The sequence below is a fragment of the Afipia sp. GAS231 genome, from assembly GCF_900103365.1.
GTDB lineage: Bacteria > Pseudomonadota > Alphaproteobacteria > Rhizobiales > Xanthobacteraceae > Bradyrhizobium.
Window position 1 is genome coordinate 2,407,674 of record NZ_LT629703.1, and the last position, 22,169, is coordinate 2,429,842.

23 protein-coding genes and 2 pseudogenes are annotated in these 22,169 nt (G+C 62.1%); 10 read left to right on the top strand and 15 right to left on the bottom strand.

The features are described 5' to 3' along the window. Positions 1-413: 413 nt before the first annotated feature. The gene (locus BLS26_RS11415) at positions 414-794 is read left to right on the top strand and encodes a nuclear transport factor 2 family protein (protein WP_092517939.1); all 381 of its coding nucleotides are present in this window, start codon (positions 414-416) and stop codon (positions 792-794) included. Positions 795-843: 49 nt separating this feature from the next. Here BLS26_RS11415 and BLS26_RS11420 read toward each other — a convergent pair whose 3' ends face one another. The 6 genes from BLS26_RS11420 to BLS26_RS11445 form a co-directional block, all read right to left on the bottom strand. Further along, a complete protein-coding gene (locus tag BLS26_RS11420; RefSeq protein ID WP_092511099.1) occupies positions 844-1,116 on the bottom strand; it encodes a DUF1127 domain-containing protein in 273 nt (90 codons plus the stop codon). Positions 1,117-1,238: 122 nt separating this feature from the next. Next, positions 1,239-1,703 (bottom strand): chromate resistance protein ChrB domain-containing protein, encoded by a 465-nt coding sequence (locus BLS26_RS11425; RefSeq protein WP_092511101.1) that lies wholly within the window; start codon positions 1,701-1,703, stop codon positions 1,239-1,241. Positions 1,704-1,738: 35 nt separating this feature from the next. Beyond that, a complete protein-coding gene (locus tag BLS26_RS11430) occupies positions 1,739-2,605 on the bottom strand; it encodes a YncE family protein (protein ID WP_092511103.1) in 867 nt (288 codons plus the stop codon). 37 nt (positions 2,606-2,642) lie between these two features. After that, the gene (locus BLS26_RS11435) at positions 2,643-3,398 is read right to left on the bottom strand and encodes a sulfite exporter TauE/SafE family protein (RefSeq protein ID WP_092511105.1); all 756 of its coding nucleotides are present in this window, start codon (positions 3,396-3,398) and stop codon (positions 2,643-2,645) included. A gap of 111 nt (positions 3,399-3,509) precedes the next feature. Next, positions 3,510-4,397: a DUF1259 domain-containing protein gene (locus BLS26_RS11440; protein WP_092511107.1), complete on the bottom strand. Its 888-nt coding sequence runs from the start codon at positions 4,395-4,397 to the stop codon at positions 3,510-3,512. After that, positions 4,398-4,628 (bottom strand): hypothetical protein, encoded by a 231-nt coding sequence (locus tag BLS26_RS11445; RefSeq protein ID WP_092511109.1) that lies wholly within the window; start codon positions 4,626-4,628, stop codon positions 4,398-4,400. A 203-nt stretch (positions 4,629-4,831) separates the two neighbouring features. Here BLS26_RS11445 and BLS26_RS11450 point away from each other — a divergent pair, with 203 nt between their 5' ends. Together BLS26_RS11450 and BLS26_RS11455 are read left to right on the top strand one after the other, a co-directional pair. Beyond that, on the top strand, positions 4,832-5,335 hold the full coding sequence (locus tag BLS26_RS11450; RefSeq protein WP_092511111.1) for a heme-binding protein: 504 nt from the start codon (positions 4,832-4,834) through the stop codon (positions 5,333-5,335). A 43-nt stretch (positions 5,336-5,378) separates the two neighbouring features. Continuing rightward, positions 5,379-5,761, top strand: a pseudogene (locus BLS26_RS11455) (nuclear transport factor 2 family protein). Between the two features lie 51 nt (positions 5,762-5,812). On the opposite strand, the gene BLS26_RS11460 reads toward BLS26_RS11455, so the two are convergent. The 4 genes from BLS26_RS11460 to BLS26_RS11475 form a co-directional block, all read right to left on the bottom strand. After that, positions 5,813-6,274 carry a hypothetical protein gene (locus tag BLS26_RS11460; RefSeq protein WP_092511113.1) on the bottom strand — a complete coding sequence of 154 codons (462 nt, stop codon included), beginning with the start codon at positions 6,272-6,274 and terminating at the stop codon, positions 5,813-5,815. 50 nt (positions 6,275-6,324) lie between these two features. Then, positions 6,325-6,618: a hypothetical protein gene (locus BLS26_RS11465; RefSeq protein WP_157676416.1), complete on the bottom strand. Its 294-nt coding sequence runs from the start codon at positions 6,616-6,618 to the stop codon at positions 6,325-6,327. A gap of 420 nt (positions 6,619-7,038) precedes the next feature. After that, positions 7,039-8,001, bottom strand: coding sequence for an IS110 family transposase (locus BLS26_RS11470; protein WP_092509475.1), 963 nt, complete (start codon positions 7,999-8,001; stop codon positions 7,039-7,041). A 647-nt stretch (positions 8,002-8,648) separates the two neighbouring features. Further along, entirely contained in the window at positions 8,649-10,187 is a 1,539-nt protein-coding gene (locus BLS26_RS11475) for a glycosyltransferase family 39 protein (RefSeq protein WP_244541982.1), read from the bottom strand. Positions 10,188-10,584: 397 nt separating this feature from the next. Here BLS26_RS11475 and BLS26_RS11480 point away from each other — a divergent pair, with 397 nt between their 5' ends. From BLS26_RS11480 to BLS26_RS11500, 5 genes are all read left to right on the top strand, one after another. After that, the gene (locus BLS26_RS11480; RefSeq protein ID WP_092517943.1) at positions 10,585-12,318 is read left to right on the top strand and encodes an adenylate/guanylate cyclase domain-containing protein; all 1,734 of its coding nucleotides are present in this window, start codon (positions 10,585-10,587) and stop codon (positions 12,316-12,318) included. A 200-nt stretch (positions 12,319-12,518) separates the two neighbouring features. Further along, positions 12,519-12,779 (top strand): hypothetical protein, encoded by a 261-nt coding sequence (locus tag BLS26_RS11485; protein WP_092511117.1) that lies wholly within the window; start codon positions 12,519-12,521, stop codon positions 12,777-12,779. Positions 12,780-12,965: 186 nt separating this feature from the next. Then, a complete protein-coding gene (locus tag BLS26_RS11490) occupies positions 12,966-14,165 on the top strand; it encodes a molybdopterin-dependent oxidoreductase (RefSeq protein WP_172804584.1) in 1,200 nt (399 codons plus the stop codon). An 11-nt stretch (positions 14,166-14,176) separates the two neighbouring features. Next, on the top strand, positions 14,177-14,488 hold the full coding sequence (locus BLS26_RS11495) for a cytochrome c (RefSeq protein WP_371360803.1): 312 nt from the start codon (positions 14,177-14,179) through the stop codon (positions 14,486-14,488). A gap of 321 nt (positions 14,489-14,809) precedes the next feature. Further along, entirely contained in the window at positions 14,810-15,010 is a 201-nt protein-coding gene (locus BLS26_RS11500) for a cold-shock protein (protein ID WP_028351035.1), read from the top strand. Positions 15,011-15,214: 204 nt separating this feature from the next. Here the strand turns inward: BLS26_RS11500 and BLS26_RS11505 are convergent, their stop codons facing one another. Beyond that, positions 15,215-15,793: a hypothetical protein gene (locus BLS26_RS11505; protein WP_092517945.1), complete on the bottom strand. Its 579-nt coding sequence runs from the start codon at positions 15,791-15,793 to the stop codon at positions 15,215-15,217. 343 nt (positions 15,794-16,136) lie between these two features. Between BLS26_RS11505 and BLS26_RS11510 the strand changes: the two genes are divergently transcribed. Further along, positions 16,137-17,342 carry a CaiB/BaiF CoA-transferase family protein gene (locus tag BLS26_RS11510; RefSeq protein ID WP_092511123.1) on the top strand — a complete coding sequence of 402 codons (1,206 nt, stop codon included), beginning with the start codon at positions 16,137-16,139 and terminating at the stop codon, positions 17,340-17,342. Between the two features lie 2 nt (positions 17,343-17,344). Further along, positions 17,345-17,422, top strand: a pseudogene (locus BLS26_RS36725) (glutathione S-transferase); the annotation flags it as partial. A gap of 114 nt (positions 17,423-17,536) precedes the next feature. On the opposite strand, the gene BLS26_RS36290 reads toward BLS26_RS36725, so the two are convergent. The 4 genes from BLS26_RS36290 to BLS26_RS11525 form a co-directional block, all read right to left on the bottom strand. Further along, positions 17,537-17,704, bottom strand: a complete 168-nt coding sequence (locus tag BLS26_RS36290) for a hypothetical protein (RefSeq protein WP_172804585.1) — start codon at positions 17,702-17,704, stop codon at positions 17,537-17,539. A 13-nt stretch (positions 17,705-17,717) separates the two neighbouring features. Further along, positions 17,718-19,142, bottom strand: coding sequence for an MFS transporter (locus tag BLS26_RS11515; RefSeq protein WP_092511125.1), 1,425 nt, complete (start codon positions 19,140-19,142; stop codon positions 17,718-17,720). Positions 19,143-19,232: 90 nt separating this feature from the next. Then, positions 19,233-20,468: a flavin-dependent oxidoreductase gene (locus tag BLS26_RS11520; RefSeq protein WP_092511127.1), complete on the bottom strand. Its 1,236-nt coding sequence runs from the start codon at positions 20,466-20,468 to the stop codon at positions 19,233-19,235. An 89-nt stretch (positions 20,469-20,557) separates the two neighbouring features. Beyond that, positions 20,558-22,117, bottom strand: coding sequence for a hypothetical protein (locus BLS26_RS11525; RefSeq protein ID WP_371360804.1), 1,560 nt, complete (start codon positions 22,115-22,117; stop codon positions 20,558-20,560). Positions 22,118-22,169: the final 52 nt, after the last annotated feature.

Sequence of the window (22,169 nt, forward strand, 5' to 3'; positions counted from 1 at the left end):
GGCCCTGGCTGCCTTGGTGCGATTGGGCGCCGGAGTTGAACGGCTGCGTTTCGTTGCAGCCGAGGGCGCCTTGCCGGATACCGCAGCCCTTATGTTTTCGATGGTTGAAGCATAATCTTCAGTGTCGACAGCGCGCAGCGCGCTTCCGCCAACGACCGGAACCGCGGTGACAACCGCGTCCTGGTCGTGATCGTCAGCGACATCTTCGACTTGCTCGCCAATTGCAACCTTCGGCACCGAAAAATTCCTTATGGAACCATCGATGCAATTATATCGCCAGAAGCGGGCGGCAGCATGGTAACGAAGCGCCTCCCGAAATTTCGGTCGATGGTTGTTGCACTAATGTCTCATCCTGAAGATCTGGTCAGGCCCATGACCATCGGGCAATCCAGGGCATGGAGAGGGAGATCGAGATGGATGACCGAACCGTGCGGGCGGCGCTCGAGCGCCATTGGCAAGCCTCCGATGCGAGCGACTTCGAGGTCGAACATGAAATCTACCGCGAGGATGCCGTGCTCGATTATCCGCAATCGGGCGAACGCATCCGCGGCCGCCGCAACATCCAGGAAAGCCGGCGCGCCCAGCCGAACACGAAGCGCTTTACGGTGCGGCGAATGATCGGCGGCGGCGATCTCTGGATCACCGAATTCGTGCTCAGCTATGACGGCGTACCATCCTACACCGTGAGCATCATGGAATTCCGCGAGGGACTCGTCGCCCACGAAACGCAATATTTCGCCGATCGGTTCGACCCTTCGCCCTCACGGGCACACCTCGTCGAGCGAACAAGCTAAATCAACTTATCCTGAACGTGCTGATGGATTCAGAGCGAACACGAAACCATCACAGGCTGTGGCGCCAGGCATCCAGGTACAAGGGAGACCTTCGCACCTCTTCGATATCCGTCCTCGATACGCCGATGTCGTCGAGCAGCCGGTCATCGAGTTCGAGAAGTTCCCTGTATTCGGCCCGTCTTTCCAACCACAGCGCCATTCCGGCCAGCCAGGCCAGAGGGATTTTCCAAGACCATCTCCAAGCCCATCTCAGGGTCGGAAAAGAGGCCGGGACTTCGTCGAGCGCGTTGGTTGAATGGTCGATGGTGCTGCTGCAAGGCATGTTTCACCTCCTCAAAAGGAGCGAAACAACGCTTGGCTGCGGGAGCTGATCGGGCGGTTGTCAATGGCCCGAGTGATCACCCTACCACAACCACCCTTCGTGCTCAAGCGACAGCAAGCGTATCAACTCATGAAGTCGCCATGCGGCTTGCCGCGCTTGACCATCTCGCGGCAGTAAGCATAGAGCGCGTCATAGACGATCCACGCTGCTGCATTGTGTTCGTGGTCGTCCTTGAAGCCGAGATGCCGAAAGCCTTCGGCGACGGCTTCGAGGCCCGGCCCCTCCGGCTGATGGTACAACGTATTGTCGGTATCGGCGCCGTTGACGATCCGCCCCAGCAGCATCAACGCGGGATCGCCGGTCAGCTTGTACTTTTTCAGGATGGCCTCGAACGAACATTCCTTGCCGTGATGGCCGAGCTCGACGTCCTTGACGTCATAGGGAATGGCGTCGAGGCGCTTCGCCTCCGCCATCACCTTCTCTCCCGGCACGAACACGAACTCGGCTTCCTGATCGACGAACTTCTTGATCAGCCATGGGCATGCAACGCGGTCGACCTTGACCTTTTCGCGGGTGATCCATTTCATTTTCAAGTCTCCTGTTCAGCTTAGATCGGCGGACGTCAGGCGTCCGAGAGGACGAGAATTCCGCCATGCGCGGGTGAAATCACGTAGAGCTGGTCCGGCGCCACCAGCGCCGTGGTATGCGCGCCCGCGCCGGTCACGGTGCGCGTGGTATTTCCGTTGCGCGGGTCGATTGAATCGACGAGCCCGGGCTCCCCGATGGCAACATGCACCAGACCGCTTGCGGGGTTGAAGAACGTGACATCGGGCGGGCCGCCGATCGGCCAGACGTTGGTGACGTCGCCCGAGGTGCTGTTCATCTCGACCAGCGTTGAATCGTCACAGGCAACATACAGCCGGCCTCGGGAATGATCGATGTCGAGACCATGCGCGCCCGACGACGGGATTTTCCAGTGCGTCACCACGCCAAGATCGGGTAGACGCGCGACCAGCACCATCGAGGGCTCGCGGATGGCGAGGAAGATCCGCCCAGCGTCGGCGTCGGTGACGCACCAGCGCGGTCGCCCCGGCAGGTCGATCGATACGTGTTTTTGGTCGCGCAATCCAAAGAGCTGCAGCGTCGGCTTTTCCGTGTCATTGCCGATACAGGCTGCGATCCCGAGTCCGGCTCGGGCGACGATCACGGCGCCGTTCGGTCGCGCGCCGGTCTTGAACACGGCACGGGTTTCGAGGGTGCCGGCATCCAGCCAGGCGATGCTGGCGCTGCCGCGGTTGGTTGCCAGAATCTGTCCGTCGTCGGCGACGGCCCCGGCCACGCCGGAAAATCCCGGCAGCGTCGCAAAGTGGCGGCCAGCGTCGTGATCGATCACCTCGATACAATCGCGCGCGGTGTGTGCAATGAAGACGCGCCGGCTCTTCGCATCGAAGGCGGCGTGATCAAACTCGCTGCCAACCGCATTTGGCATGGTGATGGTTCCGATTATTTTCAATGGCATAATGACCTCACGATGCCCCGGGTGCGGGAGCGATCAATGCCGGCACGACCAGTGACAGGCCGGCAAACAGCAGGAGCACCAAAACCGCTTTGCGGAATGTCTCGTCACTGATCGTTCCGTAGAGTTTGAATCCGGCCCAGAGCCCGGCGAGCATGAACGGGAAGCCCAGTCCATACAGTTTGAGGGTTTCGGGCGTGACGGCACCGGTGACAACCATCGAAATGCAGATCACCACAAAGGCCGCGAACAGCACCGGCTGGAACACCGCGCGTTGCACATCTCTGGTCCAGCCCCGCCATTGGCAGGAGATCGTGGATACGATGCCACCAAGTCCGGTCAGTCCACCCACCAGTCCATTAACAACACCAATGGCAATGTCGGACCCTGTTCCAATTTTCATCGGCCTGAATGCCGGCCGTGCCAGGCCGTAGACCGTATAGAGCACGAGCAATACACCGACGCCCGACCGCAGATGGACCGGGTTGATGTGGTTCAGCAGGATCACTCCGATCGGGACGCCGATCGTCGTGCCCAGTACCAGCGGCCAGATACTTTGCCAGTTCAATGCCTGGCGCAGTTTCAGGATGCCGTAACCCTGCGTGAGCAGACCGTAGCCGGCGATCAGTGCTGCGGTTTGTACAGGGGTAATGATGTGCAGCCATACACCCGACACCACCAGACCCATTGCGAAACCGGAAAAGCCGCTGACGAAACCGCCGGCAAAGGCCGCAAGAGCAAAAAGAGTGAGAATCCATCCATCCATAAGTCGCTCCCCCAAAACGGGTAACGAGCACTTGGATGGATATCCATCTGGTGGGGAGGCTCAGGATCCCCGCAGTCTTCAGGCTACCGGCTCGATCGAACTCCTCCAACTCTAGCTTTTCGTGCTCGCCGTTTTGTCGAGTGCGGCGCGAAGGCCGCGGGCCAATTTCAACGCATCATCATTGGCCCAGAAATGAAGGAAAAACAGCCGCGGCTGTTCGTCCAGCATATGGCTGTGGACGGCGGTGACGTCGATGCCGTTCGTTCGCAAGGCTCTGATCACCGGATTCACCTCGTCGCCGGACAGAACGAAATCCCCGGTGATCGCTGCCTTGCCGCCACCGGTCGGCTGAAAGCCGATCGCGATCGCGACGCCCATCGGCCCGACCGGACTCATCTGCATGCCATTTTCTGTGACCGGATCACGGCGCGGCACCGCAAATTGATAGACGCCGCCGTTCGCCTGCCCTTTGACGCCGATGATCTGATCAAGCTGTGCGGTGTCGAGATCGACGGCTGGCGGTGGCGCCGCAGCGGGCGCCGCGAGCGGGGTCTTGCTCGCCGCCAGCGCATCGCGAATAACGGTCGCCATCTTCGCGGGATCGCCGTGGCCTCCGACATGCATGTAGAACGTGGCGGGGCTGGCGCGCAGCAGGTGATTGTGCACGGCGGTGATCTCAAGCCCGCCTTCGATCATCTTGAGCATGACCGGATTGATTTCGGTCTCAAGCAGAACGAGGTCACCCATCACCATGGCCTCGCCGTGCATCGGCTTGAACGCGACCCAGCCACCGAGCGCCAGCGCCGGCTTGATGGTAACGCCATCAAGGGTCACGGCAAGATCGGTGCGGGGGAAACCGTAGCGGTGCACGTCGCCCGAAACCGCAGGCTTCCTGCCGAAGGCGTCATCGACTTTCTGCCAGTCGATTTCCTGCGCGTTCGCGACGGTCGTGAATGAGGCGACAAGGATCGTGGCTACATGCCAAAGTTTGAAGCCCATTTAACTGTCCTCCGGGTCTGGGGTGGCATCAGACTGCGCCATATCCGATGGCGGCATGCCGGCCTCGAATCCCATTGCGCGCAACGCAATGACAAAGCCTTCGCTGATCCGCTGTGCACTACCGGAATAAGTGATCGACGAGGTCTCGCGAACAGCATCGATCGGCGCCGCCTCGGCGTCGATTTGTCCACAACGGGTAATTGGCGAGATTGAGAGCCTTCGGCCGTCCATGCGCAATCCTCTCGACAAAATCGAGCGTTGCGCAGAGCTTGGACGGGAACCGTCTGATGGGGAGTCTGCGTTTCCCCGAGGCCTTTTTTAATCAGAGTGCGCTGCACACGCAATAGGCGGATCGGGGACATCGTTACGTTCCGACGTCACGAGGCTGTGTGCAGAGTCAGATCGCACCACCAAGCCACTGAACAGGATCGGTTATGGACAACAAACGCATCGTACATCTGGCGGCAGGTCTCGCTCTGCTGATTTCGACTCCGTGCCGCGCACAGGAATCGCTCGTGACCTACAAGTCTCTGAGTCCGGCAATTGCCCTCGAACTGGCCCAGGCCGCGCTCCTGAACTGTCAGCAACGCGGATATCAAGCGGCAGTCGCCGTGGTCGATCGGTTCGGCGTGATCCAGGTCATCCTGCGCGATCGTTATGCGGGACCTCACACCCCCGCCACCGCTTCGGGCAAGGCATGGACCGCGGCGACCTTCCGCAGCAGCACGAGCAACCTGTTCAGCATCAGCCAGCCGGGCATGATGCAGGCAGGCATTCGCAATCTTCCGGGCGCGGTCGTCATTGCCGGCGGACTCGTGGTCGAAGCGAGCGGTTCGCTGGTTGGCGCGATCGGCGTCTCGGGAGCCCCCGGAGGCGATGCCGACGAAGCCTGCGCCAAGGCTGGAATGGATGCGATTCAATCCAAACTGGACTTTTAACGATGTGGTCGAACCCACGAACCATGCGAGGCAGGAGATCGACATGGATGATCGAACCGTGCGAGCCGCGCTCGATCGCCATTGGAACGCTTCCGATGCGAGTGATTTCGAGGCCGAACATGACATCTACCGCGAGGATGCCGTGCTCGATTATCCGCAATCGAGCGAGCGCATCCGCGGCCGGCGCAACATTCAGGAGAGCCGGCGCGTCCAGCCGAACACGAAGCGCTTTACGGTCCGGCGAATGATCGGCCGCGGCGATCTCTGGTCACCGAATTCGTGCTCAGCTATGACGGCGTACCGTCCTATACCGTGAGCATCATGGAATTCCGCGACGGACTGGTGGCCCACGAAACCCAATATTTCGCCGACCGGTTCGACCCGTCACCGTCGCGGGCGCACCTTGTCGAACGGTCTGACCCGTAACATTGCCGCGCGGATGTCGCGCTGATGACCCGTAATCGGCATTCCGTACTGTCAGAGCGGCGATGTGTGCCACCCGAAACCTCTCACCCAGGGACGCTTCCCAACACATCCCGCGACCCAGCCGCCGAAGCATCCGCTAACGATCAATCCCCCTGCGGCCTGCCAGTCACTCGGCTTCATAGAGCCGAAATCTCTCCACCTGAAGGTCCAAATACCATCCTCTGCGTTTGGAAGAGTCATAAACACGAAGAGACCGCACAAACCACCCAAAACGAGCAACGGCCAACGCCCGCGGTAACGGAACGCATGGATCACAACCCAAATCAACAGAAACGGAATCATCACGCGCAGAGGAATGACCATCAAGGAAAATACCAACAAGACGATGAAGCCACTCGCGAACTGCTCGAACTTCCAGGCGCCAAATGTCATGGTGAGCAAGGCGACGGCGACACACATGGCAAGCACTTGTGCGAGATAGGCTGCAAAAAGCCGTCCCATGCCGACTAACATACTTGCGGCCTTCCTCGAAGCTGGCGGATGCAGGCGCATTATCCCTCGGACTATTCCTCAAAAATCGCCAACACATAAAAATAGATCAGGCTTAGACAGAACGGTATCCCGAAAACAGATAAACAAACCGCGAAAGTAAACAGCCACGGATGATCGAAGTACGAGATCATCACATTTGGACGAAAACGATTGGCCCATTCAATCTGACCCGTACGAAAAACCACGAGAATATTGTTGCTGAAAACACATAATCCGCCGATTCCCAAGACTGGCACAAACGGATTGTCCCTTAGCTTGCGAAGGGCAGCTTTCTGGCTCTCGGTACGCAAGAATATCGACGGCATAGCCTTCCCCCGGAATGGGGCGACCATACGAGCAAGATGATAATGATCCAGTCTGCGCGATAGATAAAGTTGAACTCAAATGCGATCCAGGACCGCGCATGAGTCGCCCCTGGCGCGCAAGGACGATGTTGATCGCGCGCGTGCGACAAACTGGCACGACGGGCAAATCACCAAAAGTCTGTCCAGCCCTTCGGATAAAAATATTTCCGTTGAGCCGTCGGGCAAATCAGATCTAGGACTCCCGCCATCCTGTCCCACCAGAGCAACTGTGCTGAAGTAAACCGGCGATCGGCCGGGCCTCAAGGCTGGTGCGGGGCGCGCCCCGCCTTCGGCGGCTTACGGCCTTGACCCCGTCCGCTCTCCGGTCTGTTGGCTTGGCATGCGCTCGGTCGATGACCGAGCGCGGTGAGGTGCGCTCGCTCAGTTCAGTGCGTAACGGCTGGGATCCCATTTCTGCCGTCGTGCGATCATGATGTTGAGGATGACGATGAGCTTGCGCATGCAGGCGACAAGCACCACTTTCGGCTTCTTTCCCTTGGCAATCAGGCGGTCGTAGAAGGCCTTGAGCACCGGGTTGTTCTGCGTGGCTGCGCCGAGGCAGGGCATGTAGATGGCGTTGCGGACCCAGCGGCGGCCACCCTTGATATGACGCTCACCGCGCCGATGGCCGCTATCGTCGTCGTACGGGGCGGCGCCTAATAACGCACCGGCGATCTTGTTGCTCACCTGCCCAAGCTCCGGCATCCCCGCAATGAGGTTGGCGGAGGTCGTTTCGGCGAGGCCCGGCACGCTCTCGATGATCTCGGCACGCTCGGCAAGGTGTGGCGAGGCCTTGATCTTGGCCGCAATTGCCGCCTCGAGCTTGGCAATTTCACTGACCAGATTCTTCAAGACGCGGGCATGCGTTTTCTGAACCAGTCCTGGTGCAGCATGCTCGTTTTGGCTTTGCAAGCGCGTCTTGAGATCACCCAGACCGATGCGCGCTTTCACCAGCGCCAGCAACTCCTCGCGTGCGGCATCGTGGGTCTGGCTCGGCGCCTCGGTAAATATCTCGGCGAACCAGGCGATCATCTCCGCGTCGATCACATCGTTCTTTGCCAGCCGGCCGGCCGATAGCGCGAAGCTGCGGACGCGTTTGGGGTCGACGATCCGCACCTCGACACCGGCCTGGCGCAGTAGCTTGGCCCAGTCACGCTCGTAACCGCCGCTCGCCTCCATCACAGCCCTGGTTGCCTTGTACTTGCGAAGCCAGGCCACCAGCTTGCGGTGGCCTTGTCCCGTGTTCGGACAGACCTGACGCAATGACAGCGAGCGAATGCACGCATCCACCTTGTCCTTTGCCACATCGATGCCCACGACAATGCGATCATCTTGTGCCATCATCCACTCCCTTCCTTGCTCGGTACGGGCTCGAAGCCCTTGCAACTGTTCGGGTTGAGGAAGACGCCGGAGCTGTCCCTCGCTCTGGTACAGGCTCTGTCGCCTTTGGGGCGTACGGGCTCAGTTCCAGCAACGGGCGGTTGGTCCGCAACCGCCCGTTCGCTCATTCTGCCAAATTTTTTGGACACAAGGGGCGTCGGCCATCGTCGCAAACGAGGGGCAGGGAGCGGTGGACGCGGCGGCACGCGAGACGAACGGGCTGCAGCGTACGGTGAAATCGTTTGGGTCCGACGCCCCGATGCCGGCGTCAAGTTCGAAGGCAGCCAACGCTGCCCAAGAGCGATGGTGTCACAAAAAGCAGGGTCACCAGGACGATCTCGTATAAGCCGTAAAGCCATTGCGCAGGGAAGGCCGGAGGCTTCCGCCAAACCTGTATGCTCGTGCGCAAATCTTGTTGCAACTATCGCGTACGAGACCGCGGGTGCGGCGCGCACCCGGTCTTCCCTGCGCCCTCTGATTTCGAGGGCAAGGTTTCGAGCAAAACTCCGGGCGCATCGCGCCGCGAGAAGGTGAAGTCGCGTTTGTAGGGTGGGTTAGCCGAAGGCGTAACCCACCGATGTCCGTAACGAAAGTTGGTGGGTTACGCTTCGCTAACCCACCCTACAAGATGGATTGCTCCGCTCGCAATGACATCGAGAATCTTCACCTCCCACCGTCCCCGCCAGCACGCGCCACCTGAACAGCGGCGAGTCCGGCGGTGGCGAGAGATCGGGGGTCCAGCCGGTGATTTTTTCCAACGCGTAGGTATCCATCACGATGCCGCGCCAGCTTCGTTCGACCCGTTCGAGCGGCTGCCGCTTCGCGGTCGTCAGACCCCACAGCGGCAACTGATCGTCCGGTTCGCGCGCGACATAGAGGCCGGTATGGTCCTTGATGTCTGCCATGCCGGGATCGCGAAAATCCTGGAACCGGCCGCGCTCGTTGATCTGGACGACGGGCACGCCGCTGCCGTTGAAATACCAGCGCAGCATCGCATAGGTGCGATAATCCGTGGTTGCGATCCAGGTCGCGCCGGTCTTCTGCAACTGGTCGCGCGCGCGCGTCACGACCTGTTCAAAGCCCGCCTCGCCGCCGACCGGGTCGGCCCGACCGATGAAATTCCAGGGAGCCGCGACGTAATAGAAGAACACGGCGACGACAAAGGCGATGCCGGAAATGACGGCCAGCCTCGCCCACCCAAACGAGGACTTCACCATCCAGTCCGGCCAGCCCTCGCGGGACAGCATGAAGAGGTTGATCGCGGTCGCGGCAAAGCCGGCCGGCCACAGGAACATCGGCCAGGTGTCGCCGACCCGCAACGTCAGCGACTTCCAGAAGAAATACAGGAACGGCACCAGCACCGCGGTCGACAGCAGGATCGCGACCGGCTCGCGGCTGCGATAGCCGCGCCACGCCGTCAGCGTCATGCCCGACAACACCACCGGCAGCAGCACGAACCCGACCAGGCCGAACTGCAGACCGAAGAAGTCGCCGACGGTGCGGAACGACAATTCATGGTCCGCTACCGCACGCACGAACTGAAAGCGGAACGAGGCCCAGTCGTGCTCTGCGTTCCAGATCAGCACCGGCAGGAACACGATCACCGCGATCAGCGCCGCCAGCCACGGATAGGGGCTGAGCAGCCAGCGCCGCCGCCAGTCCGGCACCAGCGCAAACGCCAGCACCGCCGGCGCCAGCATCACGGCGGTGAATTTCGACAGCAGCGCCAGGCCGGCGAACAGGCCCGCGGCGAGCCACCAGCGCGGGTGGTCGCTCTCCTTCAGCCGCACCAGCGCCCACAACATCGCGACCGCACACGGGATCATCGCCGTATCGGGCGCCACCTTCGCCATCAGCAGGCCGTAGTAAAGTGCCGCCTCCGGCATCAGCACCGCGAACACGACGGCGCGAAAATCATGGGTCACGCGCCGGACGATATCGGCCAGCAGCACCTGCGTGACCAGCATCGCCACGATGCCGCCGAACCGAACCCCGAGATTGGTGTCGCCGAAGAGTGTCGTGCCGAACCGGATCATCCAGGCGATGCCGGGCGGGTGATCGAGGAAGGAAAGCGCGCTCTCCTTGGACCAGGTCCAGTAATAGGCCTCGTCGGTGCGCAGCTCCATGACGCCGGCGTAAACCATCCGCATCGCGGTCAGCACGGCGATCAGCGCCACCACGCCAAACCATCTCGTACCAAGCCATCTCGTACCAAGCCATCTCGCACCAAGCCATGGCGGCATGGCCGAATGGGCCGGTCTCACCGGGCTGGTATCGGGCGGGGCAATCTTCACGGCGCTTTCTCGACGACTCCCCGGGGAGTGTCAACGTGACACGGCGGGAAAAGCCAATTGTCGTCCCTGCCTAGTGCGCAATTGCACACGGGCGCAGGGACCCATAACCACCGGCCATGGTATGGAGAACGGCTCGGGCCACAGCCTGGACCGATGGGCCGCGGCGTATGGGTCCCTGGGTTCGCAGGGACGACGTAAACAGTATGTAATGGAATTTCGAGCTGTTATCGGCGATATCTAACCTATGGCTCATATGACCGCCCCGACCCGCGAACAGCTTACGACCTTCATCCGCGGCATCAGCCTGCGGCAGGTCCGCCTTGTCAGCGGCGTCATCCTGCTGGCTTATCTGGTCAGCCATTTTCTCAACCACGCGCTCGGCAACATCTCGATGAAGGCGCTCGCTGTCGGCGTCTATTTCCACATGCTGTTCTGGCAATTCCTCCCTGTCGCGATCCTGTTTTATACCGCCTGCTTCGTGCACACCGGGCTCGGCATCTGGGCGCTGTACGAGCGCCGGCAGTACCGCTGGAAGGCGATCGAGCCGATCCAGCTCGTGCTCGGCCTCAGCATCCCGGCGATGGTGGTCGCGCATATAATCGGGGTGCGGCTCGGCCAGACGCTGTACGGCCACGAAAAACTCTACCCGCAGGTATTCTTCGCCTACTGGATCTCGACGCCCTACAAGGCCTGGCTCTTGAGCGCCGTCATGATCGTCTCGTGGGCTCACGGCTGCATCGGCCTGCATTTCTGGCTGCGGATGAAGCCATTCTACGCAAAGGCGGCGCCGTTTCTGCTCGCCATCGCCGTGCTGATTCCGACGCTGGCATTGCTCGGCGTCTATCACGGCGGACAAGACGTCATGGACAGCGACAGCCTCGAATGGCGGCAGGAAAATGTGACGCGACGCGCGATGGGCACGCGGGCGGAATCGCAAGTGCTCGAACGCGTCACGGATTATTTCCTGATCGGTTATCTCGGCCTGATCGGACTCGTGCTGCTGGGCAAGGGTGCCCGCGCCCTCTACGAACGCCGCGGCGGCATGATCAGCCTGTCCTACGGCAATGGCCGGACGGTGCGGGTACCGAAGGGTCTGAGCGTGCTCGAAGCCAGCCTGCGCAACAACGTCCCCCATGCCAGCGTATGCGGCGGCCGCGCCCGCTGCTCGACCTGCCGCATCCGGATCATCGGCGACTGCAGCGCCCTGCCCGAACCGTCGCAGCGCGAGGCGTTCGTGCTCGGGCGGGTCGGCAGCACGGATCCATCGATCCGCCTCGCCTGCCAATTGCGGCCGGCGACCGATCTTTCCTTCTTCCAGCTGTTCCTGCCGCACGCGACGTCGGCCAATTCGCATGCGTCCAGCCCTGCACGGATCGGCCAGGAACGCTATCTCGTCAGCATGTTCGTCGACATGCGCGGTTCGACCAAACTGGCGGAGAAGCGCCTGCCGTTCGACACCGTGTTCATCGTCAACCGCTTCCTCGGCGCGGTGTCGCAGGCGGTGATCGAAAGCGGCGGCAGACCGAACCAGTTCGTCGGCGACGGCATGCTGGCGCTGTTCGGGCTTTCCGCGAGCCGTCAGGAGGCCTGCCGCCAGGCCTTGAAGGCAGCGGCCTTGATCGCCGCCAATGTCGACGAACTGAACAAGTTTCTCGAGCACGACCTGCGCGAGCCGATCCGCTTCGGCATCGGCATTCACGGCGGCGAGGTGATCGTCGGTGACATCGGCTACCGCGACCACATGGTATTCACCGCGCTCGGCGATGCCGTCAATGTCGCAGCAAGGCTGCAGGACATGACCAAGGGTCTTGCCTGCGAAGCCGTCATCTCCGACGAGGTCCGCGCCACCGCGGGAGTAGCTGCCGACGCGCTGCCGCAGCAGCAAGTCGAAATCCGCGGACGCAACGAGGCGATGATCGTGCGCACCGTCGCTGAAACGCGGACGCTGGCGGCGCTGGTGAGCGGCGAACACAGCGTCGCGGCGTAACATCGTTGCGTCAGGCGTGGCGAGAAGCCAACGTGATCTTTCTCACACCTGAACGGATATTCAGAAAATTGTCAGCGAATTCAATGGCGTTTCCTCGAACCCGGTTTCCGGCGCGTACGACTGATGGGCGATGGGTAAGACTGAAAACTGAACCCGCGCCGAGACAAAACGATCAACGCGCACATCGAAGGAGAACGACCATGCTTCGCAAAGTAACTCTCGCACTCGTTGCCGCCGCTTCCCTCAGCGCCATGGCGCTGGCTCCCACTGCTGCTTCCGCCCACCCGTGGGGTGGCGGATGGGGTGGTGGTGGCTGGGGTGGCCATCACCACCACTGGGGCCACGGCTACGGCTTTGGTGTCGGCTACATCGGTGGCGGCGACGACGGCTGCTACGTGACCCGCCCGGTGATGACGCCGTTCGGCTATCGCTACCGCACCGTCAACGTCTGCGGCTACTGATACAGACACGCTTGGTAGCCCCGGTCGCTCACGCGGCCGGGGCTTTCCGTTGCATCATGCTGCAACGCAAATGTGAGAGGCTCGCTCCGAAAGCATCAATTGACTCCGCCTCCTCGGATGCGACAACTTCGCCCACATGAGTCTGGTGATGACCGGCTCAGCAGAAGAAGCTTCGGAGGAAGCACGATGCTCGATAGACGAGAATTGATGAAACGCGCCGGTATGGCGGCGCTGGTGACCGGTCTGGGTTCGCAGCGCGCGTTCGCGCTCGATACCGTGACGCTGCCATTCGACAATGGCGAACGGCCGCTGGTGCGCTATCCGCAGAAGCGCCCGATGATCGGCCTGACGGAACGGCCGCCGCAGCTCGAAACCCCGTTCGCGATCTTCAACGACGGCGCGATCACGCCCAACAACGCGTTTTTCGTCCGCTACCATCTGGCCGATGTGCCCTACGACATCGATCCGGACAAGTTCACGCTGGAGATCAAGGGCAAGGTCGACAAGCCGCTGAAGCTTTCATTGAGAGACATCAAGAAGCTGAAGGCCGTCGAACTGGTCGCGGTCAACCAGTGCTCCGGCAACAGCCGCGGCTTCTCGACGCCGCGGGTCGCCGGCGGGCAACTCGGCAACGGCGCCATGGGCAATGCGCGCTGGCGCGGCGTGCCGCTGAAGGCCGTGCTCGATATGGCCGGCGTGCAGGCCGGCGCGAAGCAGGTCACGTTCAACGGCATGGACGGACCGGTCAGCGACAAGACGCCGGATTTCGTCAAGGCGCTCGACATCGACCACGCCCGCGATGGCGAGGTGATGCTGGCCTACGGCATGAACGGCGACGACCTGCCGCTCCTGAACGGCTTTCCGCTGCGCCTCGTGGTGCCCGGCTATTACGGCACCTACTGGGTCAAGCATCTCAACGAAATCACCGTGATCGACAATGTGTTCGAGGGCTTCTGGATGAAATCCGCCTACCGGATTCCGGATACGCCCAACAACAGCGTCGAGCCCGGCACGGCGCCGAAGGCGACGATTCCGATCAACCGCCTCACGGTGCGCTCGTTCATCACCAACGTCACCGACGGCGCCAAACTGAAGCCGGGCTCGACCACGCTGAAGGGCATCGCCTTCGACGGCGGCAAGGGCATCAAGGAGGTCGCAGTCTCTACCGACGGCGGCAAGACCTGGACGCCGGCAAAACTCGGCCGTGATCTCGGCAAATATTCGTTCCGCGAATGGAAGCTGCCGGTCAAGCTCGCGGCCGGCGCCTACGAACTCAAGGTGCGCGCCACCGGCAATGGCGGCGACGTGCAGCCGATGACGCCGTTCTGGAATCCGGCCGGCTATCTGCGCAATGTCGTCGAAACCGTTCGCGTCACGGCGGCATGAGGGGAATGATCATGCGATACCGGATTCTCTCCACCCTCATCGTCACCGCCAGCCTCGGCTTCGCCGCCGCCTACGCAGCCCCCGTCGGTTACAAGCTTCCCGAGGAAACCGCCGCCTTCAAGCCCGGCGCGGGTCTCGAGGTGGTGCAGGGCAACTGCACCGCCTGTCATTCCGCCGATTACATCAAGACCCAGCCGCGCGGCGAAAAATTCAAGAAGGATTTCTGGGCCGCCGAAGTCACCAAGATGATCAAGGTCTACGGCGCGCCGATCGATGAGGCGGACGTCGGCAAGATCGTCGATTATCTCGCCGCGAATTACTGAGGCGACGGGGCCTGGAGCGCGCGGCGGTTTCGCGGAAATCACCGGCCTCGACGGTCAGGTTGTAGAGCGGCCGCACCCCTACCCCGCCCTCTGCGGGTCGCAACGGACGGGCTCGCCTGCCGCGATTTTGCCGCGTCAAATGACCGCGAATCCGGCAAAAAGGCGAAAATGCGGTGCAATATGCCGCTTTTTTGCCGAAACGACGATATCGTTTGCGCTACCCAGTCCGCCACAACCCGCGTATCCTGACGCCTCGGGCAGGCCGGTATGTGCGGGGACCGGTGGCTCGTTTATTTTTTTGATTCCGCGGAGACGACGTGAATGGCTAAAGGTACGGTGAAGTGGTTCAACCCGACCAAGGGTTATGGGTTCATCCAACCCAGCAGTGGCGGCAAGGACGTTTTCGTTCATATTTCGGCAGTTGAGAAAGCTGGTCTTTCGACGCTCAATGAAGGGCAGACGGTCGAGTACGAAGAGATCGCCAACCGCGGCAAGACCTCGGCCGAGAACCTCAAGGTTTAGCGCCAGCAGCGCGTTCGGCAACGGCAAACTCTCGGACGCGATCCGGGAGTTGGGCTGACAAGGTTCTCCAGAAAAAACTGTGAGCGTTCGGCGGAGCGGGCACCGCTTTGACGCGCACTCCGATAGGCCGCCATGCCATTCCGTTCTGATCGCATCGGGACGGATTTTTTTTAGGCGGCACACGTCGAACGAAGCCCACGGCGCTCAGTCCTCCGTCACCCATTTCTGGACTGTCATGACATCGGGCGGCTGCAGATAGCCGCGCGGCCAGAGGTCGACGACCCATTCGATTTTGGTGGCGCGATCGACCAGCACCGCGGTGTTGTGCGGCGTCTGCAGCACCAGCGTATTGCCGCGATAATGCGGGTCGCCGACGGTGTGGAACTTGAGCAGGCGCCACTCCTGCAGCACCAGCAACAGGCTGGTGGTGTTGCGGGTGGTGTCCCAGCAATCGTAATTGTGCTTGTCGTCGAAGTAGCGGAAATCCGCTTTCGCCACCCGCTTGTTGGTGCCGATGATCGGCCCCATGCGGCGGTCGAGCCAGACCACCGCCTTCTGCGCCGCCGCGCGTTCGGCCGCGGCCGACGCGTGCCCTGCATTCAGTATCTGCGTCAGCGCAGCGCGATCGCCCGGCGTGAAATTGAGGATCTCGCGGCGCCGGCAGACGAAGCCGTAGCAGACCGTCATCGATGTCGCTGACGGCGGATAGATCGACACCGTGCTGTAGAGCGCGGCGACTTCGCGGCTCATCTCGGTCGCCTGCGCCTGTGGCGCAGCGAACATCAACGCGATGAAAACGCCGAACACGGCGGTAAGCCGCGTTCGCGTTTCCGATCCGGATAGATAGCTGTCTGTCATTGGCTTCCGCACTTCCAGGCGACGGCGTGGCCGAGAATTAGCGCGTCGCTGCCAATATGCAAGTCCATCGCCTGTGGATCACGTCCCGGTGTCCCCAGGTGCAGCCCGGGCATCCCTGGGTTCAGGTTCGTCGCTGACGCCTAGCCCCGGAATCACGCTGAAACCCCCGTTGCACCACCCACCCAAGATGGGTCAAATGGCGTTTGAACCGGATCGCTCATCGCGATAATCCAACAAAACCAACAAACGTCACGGGAGCGGCGCCGCCATGGAAAAAGGTATTTTTGAAGGCCTCAAGGTTCTGGACTGCGCCAGCTTTATCGCAGCCCCCGCGGCCGCCACGGTGCTGTCGGATTTCGGCGCCGACGTCATCAAGATCGAACCGCCCGGCGCCGGCGACCCCTATCGCAACCTGCCGAATTTGCCGGGCTATCCGCACAGCGAGCATAATTTCGCGTGGATGCTGGAAGCCCGCAACAAGCGCAGCCTCGCGCTCGACCTCTCGAAGCCCGAGGGCCAGGCCGTGCTGCACAAGCTCGCCGCCGAGGCCGACGTCTTCATCACCAATTATCCGCCGCAGGTACGCGAACGGCTCGGCATTACCCACGCCCATCTGGCGCCGACCAACGAACGGCTGATCTACGCTTCCTTCACCGGCTACGGCGAAAAAGGCGAGGAAGCCAACAAGCCCGGCTTCGATAGCAACGCCTATTGGGCGCGTTCGGGCCTGATGGACCTGGTGCGCGCCGACGAACACACCACGCCGGCACGGTCGATCGCCGGCATGGGCGACCACCCCTGCGCGATGGCGTTTTACGGCGCGATCGTGACCGCGCTCTACAAGCGCGAGCGCACCGGCAAGGGTTCGCATGTCTCCTCGAACCTGATGGCGAACGGCGTCTGGGCAGCTTCCGTGCTGGCGCAGGCCAAGCTGGTCGGCGCAAAATTCGGCGAACGGCGTCCGCGCGAGCGCGCGCTCAATGCGGTCACCAACCACTACCAGTGCAAGGACGGCCGCTGGCTCATTCTGTCGCTGCTCAACGAGGACAAGCAATGGCCGACGCTGGCGCGCATCCTGGGGCGCGAGGATCTCGTCAATGATCCCCGCTTCGAGACCAAGAAGGAACGTCATGCGCGGTCGCTGGAGCTGATCAAGATTTTTGACGAAACCTTTGCGACCAAGGACCTCGCCGAATGGCGCAAGCTGCTCGACGGCAACGGGCTGGTGTTCGGCGTCGTCGGCATCCTCGACGATATTCCGCACGACAAGCAGATGATCGAGAACGAGGTGCTGGTGCCGTTCGAGAACGACACCATGCTGACCATCAGCAGCCCGATCTGGGTCGACGGAGCCAAGAAGGTCCAGCCGCGCAAGCCGCCCGGCCTCGGCGAACACAGCGACGAGATCCTGCGCAACGCCGGTTATGACGAGGCCGCGATCAAGAAGTTGCGGGCGACCGGCGCGGTGGCCTGATCATGCACAGCTATCGCCTGCATTATTTCCCGGAGTCGGGGAACAGCTACAAGCTTGCTCTGATGCTGACGCTGTGCGGCGGCTGACGCATGATACGAAGGAGCAACTTTTGTTCTGACGCGTTTTCTTGACGCGACCCGGTTCTCACCCCCCGATCAAGTCCCAGGGCATGCTTTCGCTCGAAAACGCTACGGTCAGCGGTTGAGCCACATCCAGACGATACCGAACACGATCACGCCGGCAATGACGGTGACCGCGATCGCCCAGGTGCTGACGCGGACGCTGCTGACCGCTTCACGCTGGGCTTCGTTCGCCGCGATCTCGCGATTGCGGTCCTTGTTCTCCTGGTCGGAAGAGCTCATCGCCAGTCCCCGCTCAAGTGCTGGTCGTCGCAGGCCGCATTGTAGCATCAATCGATGACGGTTGGTCGGCGCTTTTTCCACCGCTCATGCCGGCCAGCCGGCTGAGCGAGAACGCCGCCAGCGAAGCGCACATCGCGGCCGTTGCCGCCGCCAGGAAGACTGATCCGGTGCTCCACTTCGCCGTCAACAGCACCCCGCCGACCAGGGGACCTACGATCGAACCGACGCGACCGATACCGAGCGCCCAACCGACACCGGTCGCCCTGACAGAGGTGGGATAGAATCCCGCCGCCAACGCATTGGCGGCAATTTGGCCGCCGACGATGCAAAATCCGGCGGCGAAGATCGCCATGCTAACGAAAATCACGGAGTGCCCGAGCTGGCCGATCGCACCGACCGCGAACACGGCAATGAAATACACCAGCGCCAGCGCCCGAAATGAAAAGCGATCGATGACGCTGCCAAGCGCAAAAGTTCCAACCACGCCGCCGACCTGCAGCATCGATCCGATCACGGCTGCAACCGATACCGAGGCGCCGAGATCGTTGAGAACGGTGGGAAGCCAGTTCGCCAGGAAATAGATATCGAGCAGGCTCATGAAGAATACCACCCACAGCAACAGGGTGACGAGCGTCCGCCCGTCCCTGAAAAGATGCTGAACCGGAATTCCAGGGAGCGCCGGTTCATTGACGACGAACTGTGTTCCGGGGGCGAAGCTGGCAGTCGGGCTGATGAGACCAAGCAATTGCGCCACGCGTGCGTGCGCCCGCCCGGTGAGCGCGAGGAAGCGCACGGATTCCGGCAACTGGAACGCCAGGATCGACACCAGCAACAGCGGAGCAGCGCCGCCGACGACGAATACCGAGCGCCAGCCGAACTGCGGAATCAACGCCGCCGCCAGCAAGCCGCCAAGCGCGGCGCCCAGCGAAAACCCGCAGAACATGATCATCACCATGGTGGCGCGGCGGCGGTGCGGACTGAACTCGGACGTCATCGCCACCGTATTCGGCATCGCGCCGCCAAGGCCTAGACCGGTCAGAAAGCGGATCACCAGCAGTGTGTTGACATCCTGCACGAGCGCTGTCGCCAGCGTCCCGATGCCGAACGCAAGCGTGCTGAAAATAATGATCTTCTTGCGTCCGACACGGTCGGCCAACGGACCGAACAGCAGCGCGCCGATCATCAGCCCGAACAGGCCGGCGCTGAACACCGGACCCAGCGCGCTCTTGGTCAGGCTCCATTCCTTGGCGAGCGATGGTGCGACAAAGCCAATCGCCGTGGTGTCGAAGCCGTCGAGAAACAGCACCGAAGCGCAGATCAGTAACAGCTTGATCTGGAAACCACCGACCGGCTGCTGGTCTATAAAGCCGGCGACATCGACGAGCGATGCGCCGGCGACATCGATCGCGACGCTGCCTTGCGCCTGAGAATCCGCCATGTTGTTGCCTCCCCCAAAATGCCGGACCGCGGTTCTTGCCGACCGCCTTGCCCGAACCTAGCGCGAATTCAATCACCGCGGCAGGAACTTTCAGCCGCGCAGTGCTTCCTTCGAATAGCCCGCAATCCGCTTGTAGCCCTCGGACAGGCCCACCAGTTCCTTGCGGCTGATGACGTCGTCGATCGTCTTGAACGGCCGGTCCCCGGTGCGCTCGAACACTTCGCGCAGGATCGCATCCGGCGGATTGGTGCGGTTGGTGAGCACGATCCGCGTGGTGGCTTCCAGCCGCTGGTCTTCGTAAGCCGCAAGGGCCGCAACCGGATCGGCATGCTCGCGCAGCGCTGTCGTGAGCGCGCGCGCATCGAGGATGGCCTGGCCGGCGCCGTTGGAACCGCGCGGCACCATCGGATGCGCCGCGTCGCCGAGCAGCGTGATGCGGTCAAAGCTCCAGCGCGGCAGCGGATCCTGATCGACCATCGGGAATTCCAGCACATGATCGGCGGCGCGGATCAAGGCCGGCACATCGAGCCACTCGAAATGCCAATCGGAAAAGGCGCCGATGAAATCGTCGAGCGAGCCGGACCGGTTCCAGTCGCGCTTGCGATAGACAGGCGTTTCGATCTCGGCGACCCAGTTGATCAATTGCTTGCCGTCCGCATCGGCGGGGCGGATCGGATAGATCACCATCTTGCCATGCGACATCCAGCCGGCGCGCACCAGGCTGGCGCCCGACAGCATCGGTTTCCAGCGGGTCACGCCGCGCCACATGTTGATGCCGGAATAGCGCGGCTCGCCTTCCTCGGGATAGAACTGCTTGCGAACCGCGGAATTGATTCCGTCGCAAGCGATCGCCACGCGGCCGCGCACGGTGGAGCGGTGTGAGCCGCCCGCTGCATCGGAGAACGTCACGGCGACGCCGGCCGCGTCCTGCTCGACACCGACGCAATGCCGGCTGGTCAGCAACCGGTCGGCTCCTGCACGCGCGATGAAAGCATCGAGCAGGACACGCTGCAGGTCGCCGCGGTGGATGGAGAATTGCGGATGATCGTAACCTGCCGCGCGGCCAAGCGGCTCCTGGTAGATCAACTGGCCGAAACGGTTGAAGAAGGTTGCATCGGTGGTCGCGATCGCGACTTTGGCCAGCGCGCTCTCGAGGTCGAGCGCGGCCAATTCCTTGGTCGCATGCGGCAGCAGGTTGATGCCGACGCCCACCGCCTTGATCTCGGCGGCGGACTCGAAGATGCGGCAGGGAATTCCGGCCTCATGCAACGCAAGCCCGAGCGTCAAGCCGCCGATGCCGGCGCCGACGATAATGACCTCGCCCATATTTCCTTCCCGCCAGTAATTGTTGGGCAGGATGAAACATGATTAGTAAGCCTACTGTCAATTGTGGCCAGGCCGCAAAATAGCCGTTTCTAACGGCTTTTGACGAAGCACATGCCCATGCGCGAGGTCTTGCCGCCGGGCTGGCAGGCCAGCCCCTCGGCGCAGCTCCAGGAACTGAAGCTGCGGTCGTTGTCGGCGGTTTTTGGGCTTCGGACGTAGCAATGCGCGCCCCAGCCATCGCCATATTCGGTGCCGGCGAGTTCCATGTTGCCGCGCAGTTGCGGGCGGCTGGCGAAGCCGCGGGAATAGTCCGGCGCTCTGCCGTCGCGCATTGCTGTGAGGATATCGCGACGCCGAACTTGGTCGCCGAAGAAATGCGGTGACGCCGGCACCACGGTCGAGTTCGACGGCTTTGCCGCCATCCAGTCAACGCCCGGGAAATGGAATCCGCCGATACCGCGCGTCTGGTGACAGCCGGAACAGGTGACGTCGTTCAGCCGCCGCTCAAAACCTCCGACCGAGCGGATGTTTTGCAACGTCACGCCGTCAGCCGACGCCTTCCTCAGCGCTGCAACGACGTCGGCTTCGGCGAATACGGGATTGGTTGCGCCCTCGCCTTGCACCAGACCGAATTCCGGCTGCAATTCCGATGGATCGAACCCGGCCGGAGTCGGCGCGATTGCGCCGTTGGCAAGGAATTTTTCCGGGATCAGCGCCGTGCCGCGATCGAACTCGGCGAAATGTTTGGGATCGAGCAGCCACGCCTTGAACTCGCGTCTCAGGCCGTCATCGGCCAGAATGCGATCGCGGTCGATCTGGTTTTCCATCGGCGCTTGCTGAAACAGACGCGCCTGCGGATCGTAGCGAAACACCTTCAGCAGATAGTCGGTGCGGAAATCGCGCACCGCCGACTTCGGCGCATGCGCGATCTGAAGATTGGTTTCGATGCGATCGATATTGGCGTAACCGATCAGGTCGAGCGGACCATCCTTTGCCGTGAGCTTTGCTGCGAGCTCCGCACCCGTCAGGGTCAGATCGCCTGCGGCCAACCAGCGCCGTGCGATGTCGGAACATGCGATCGCCTGACCTTCAACCCTGGCTTTTTCAGACTTGGCCTTGAGCACGAGGTTCAGCGTCATCGGCAGCCGCGGCGATACGGCATTGTCGCCGACGTCAGGCTCGTTCATTCGTGTCAACCGATAGATCAGCCGGATCTCGCCGCAGTCCGCTTCCGAGACATAGGTACGGTCCATCCGGTTGACGATTCCCGCCAGCACGAACCGCGTATCGGGGGAATCGAGCAAGGCGCGGTCGAACAACTGGAAAGCAAAGCCGTCGCCGACGCCGATGGTCTCATTCGGCAGGCTTGCCTTGTGCCTCGCCACGTAACGTTCGAACTCGCCGTCGAGGGCCTGCCGGACCGGCAGCATTGACGGCAGGGAAAAAAGCTGACTGTCGGCGAGCGGTATATTCGCCGACCGCTCCGGCTGCAGCATGCGGCCGATGGCAAATTGGCCACGATCGAGTTCGCGCAATGCCGCGGGATCGATGATGGCGGTGCCGCGCTCGAGCGCCGCGGCGGAAGCCGTGCGCGCAGGCAGAGCGCCCGCAAGCAGAAGCAGAGCAATGATAGCGTAGCGCGCGCGCAAGGCAGGTCCTGACCAATGCCGCCGTCCCGCGCCGCCGCGAGCGGGCGTCGTT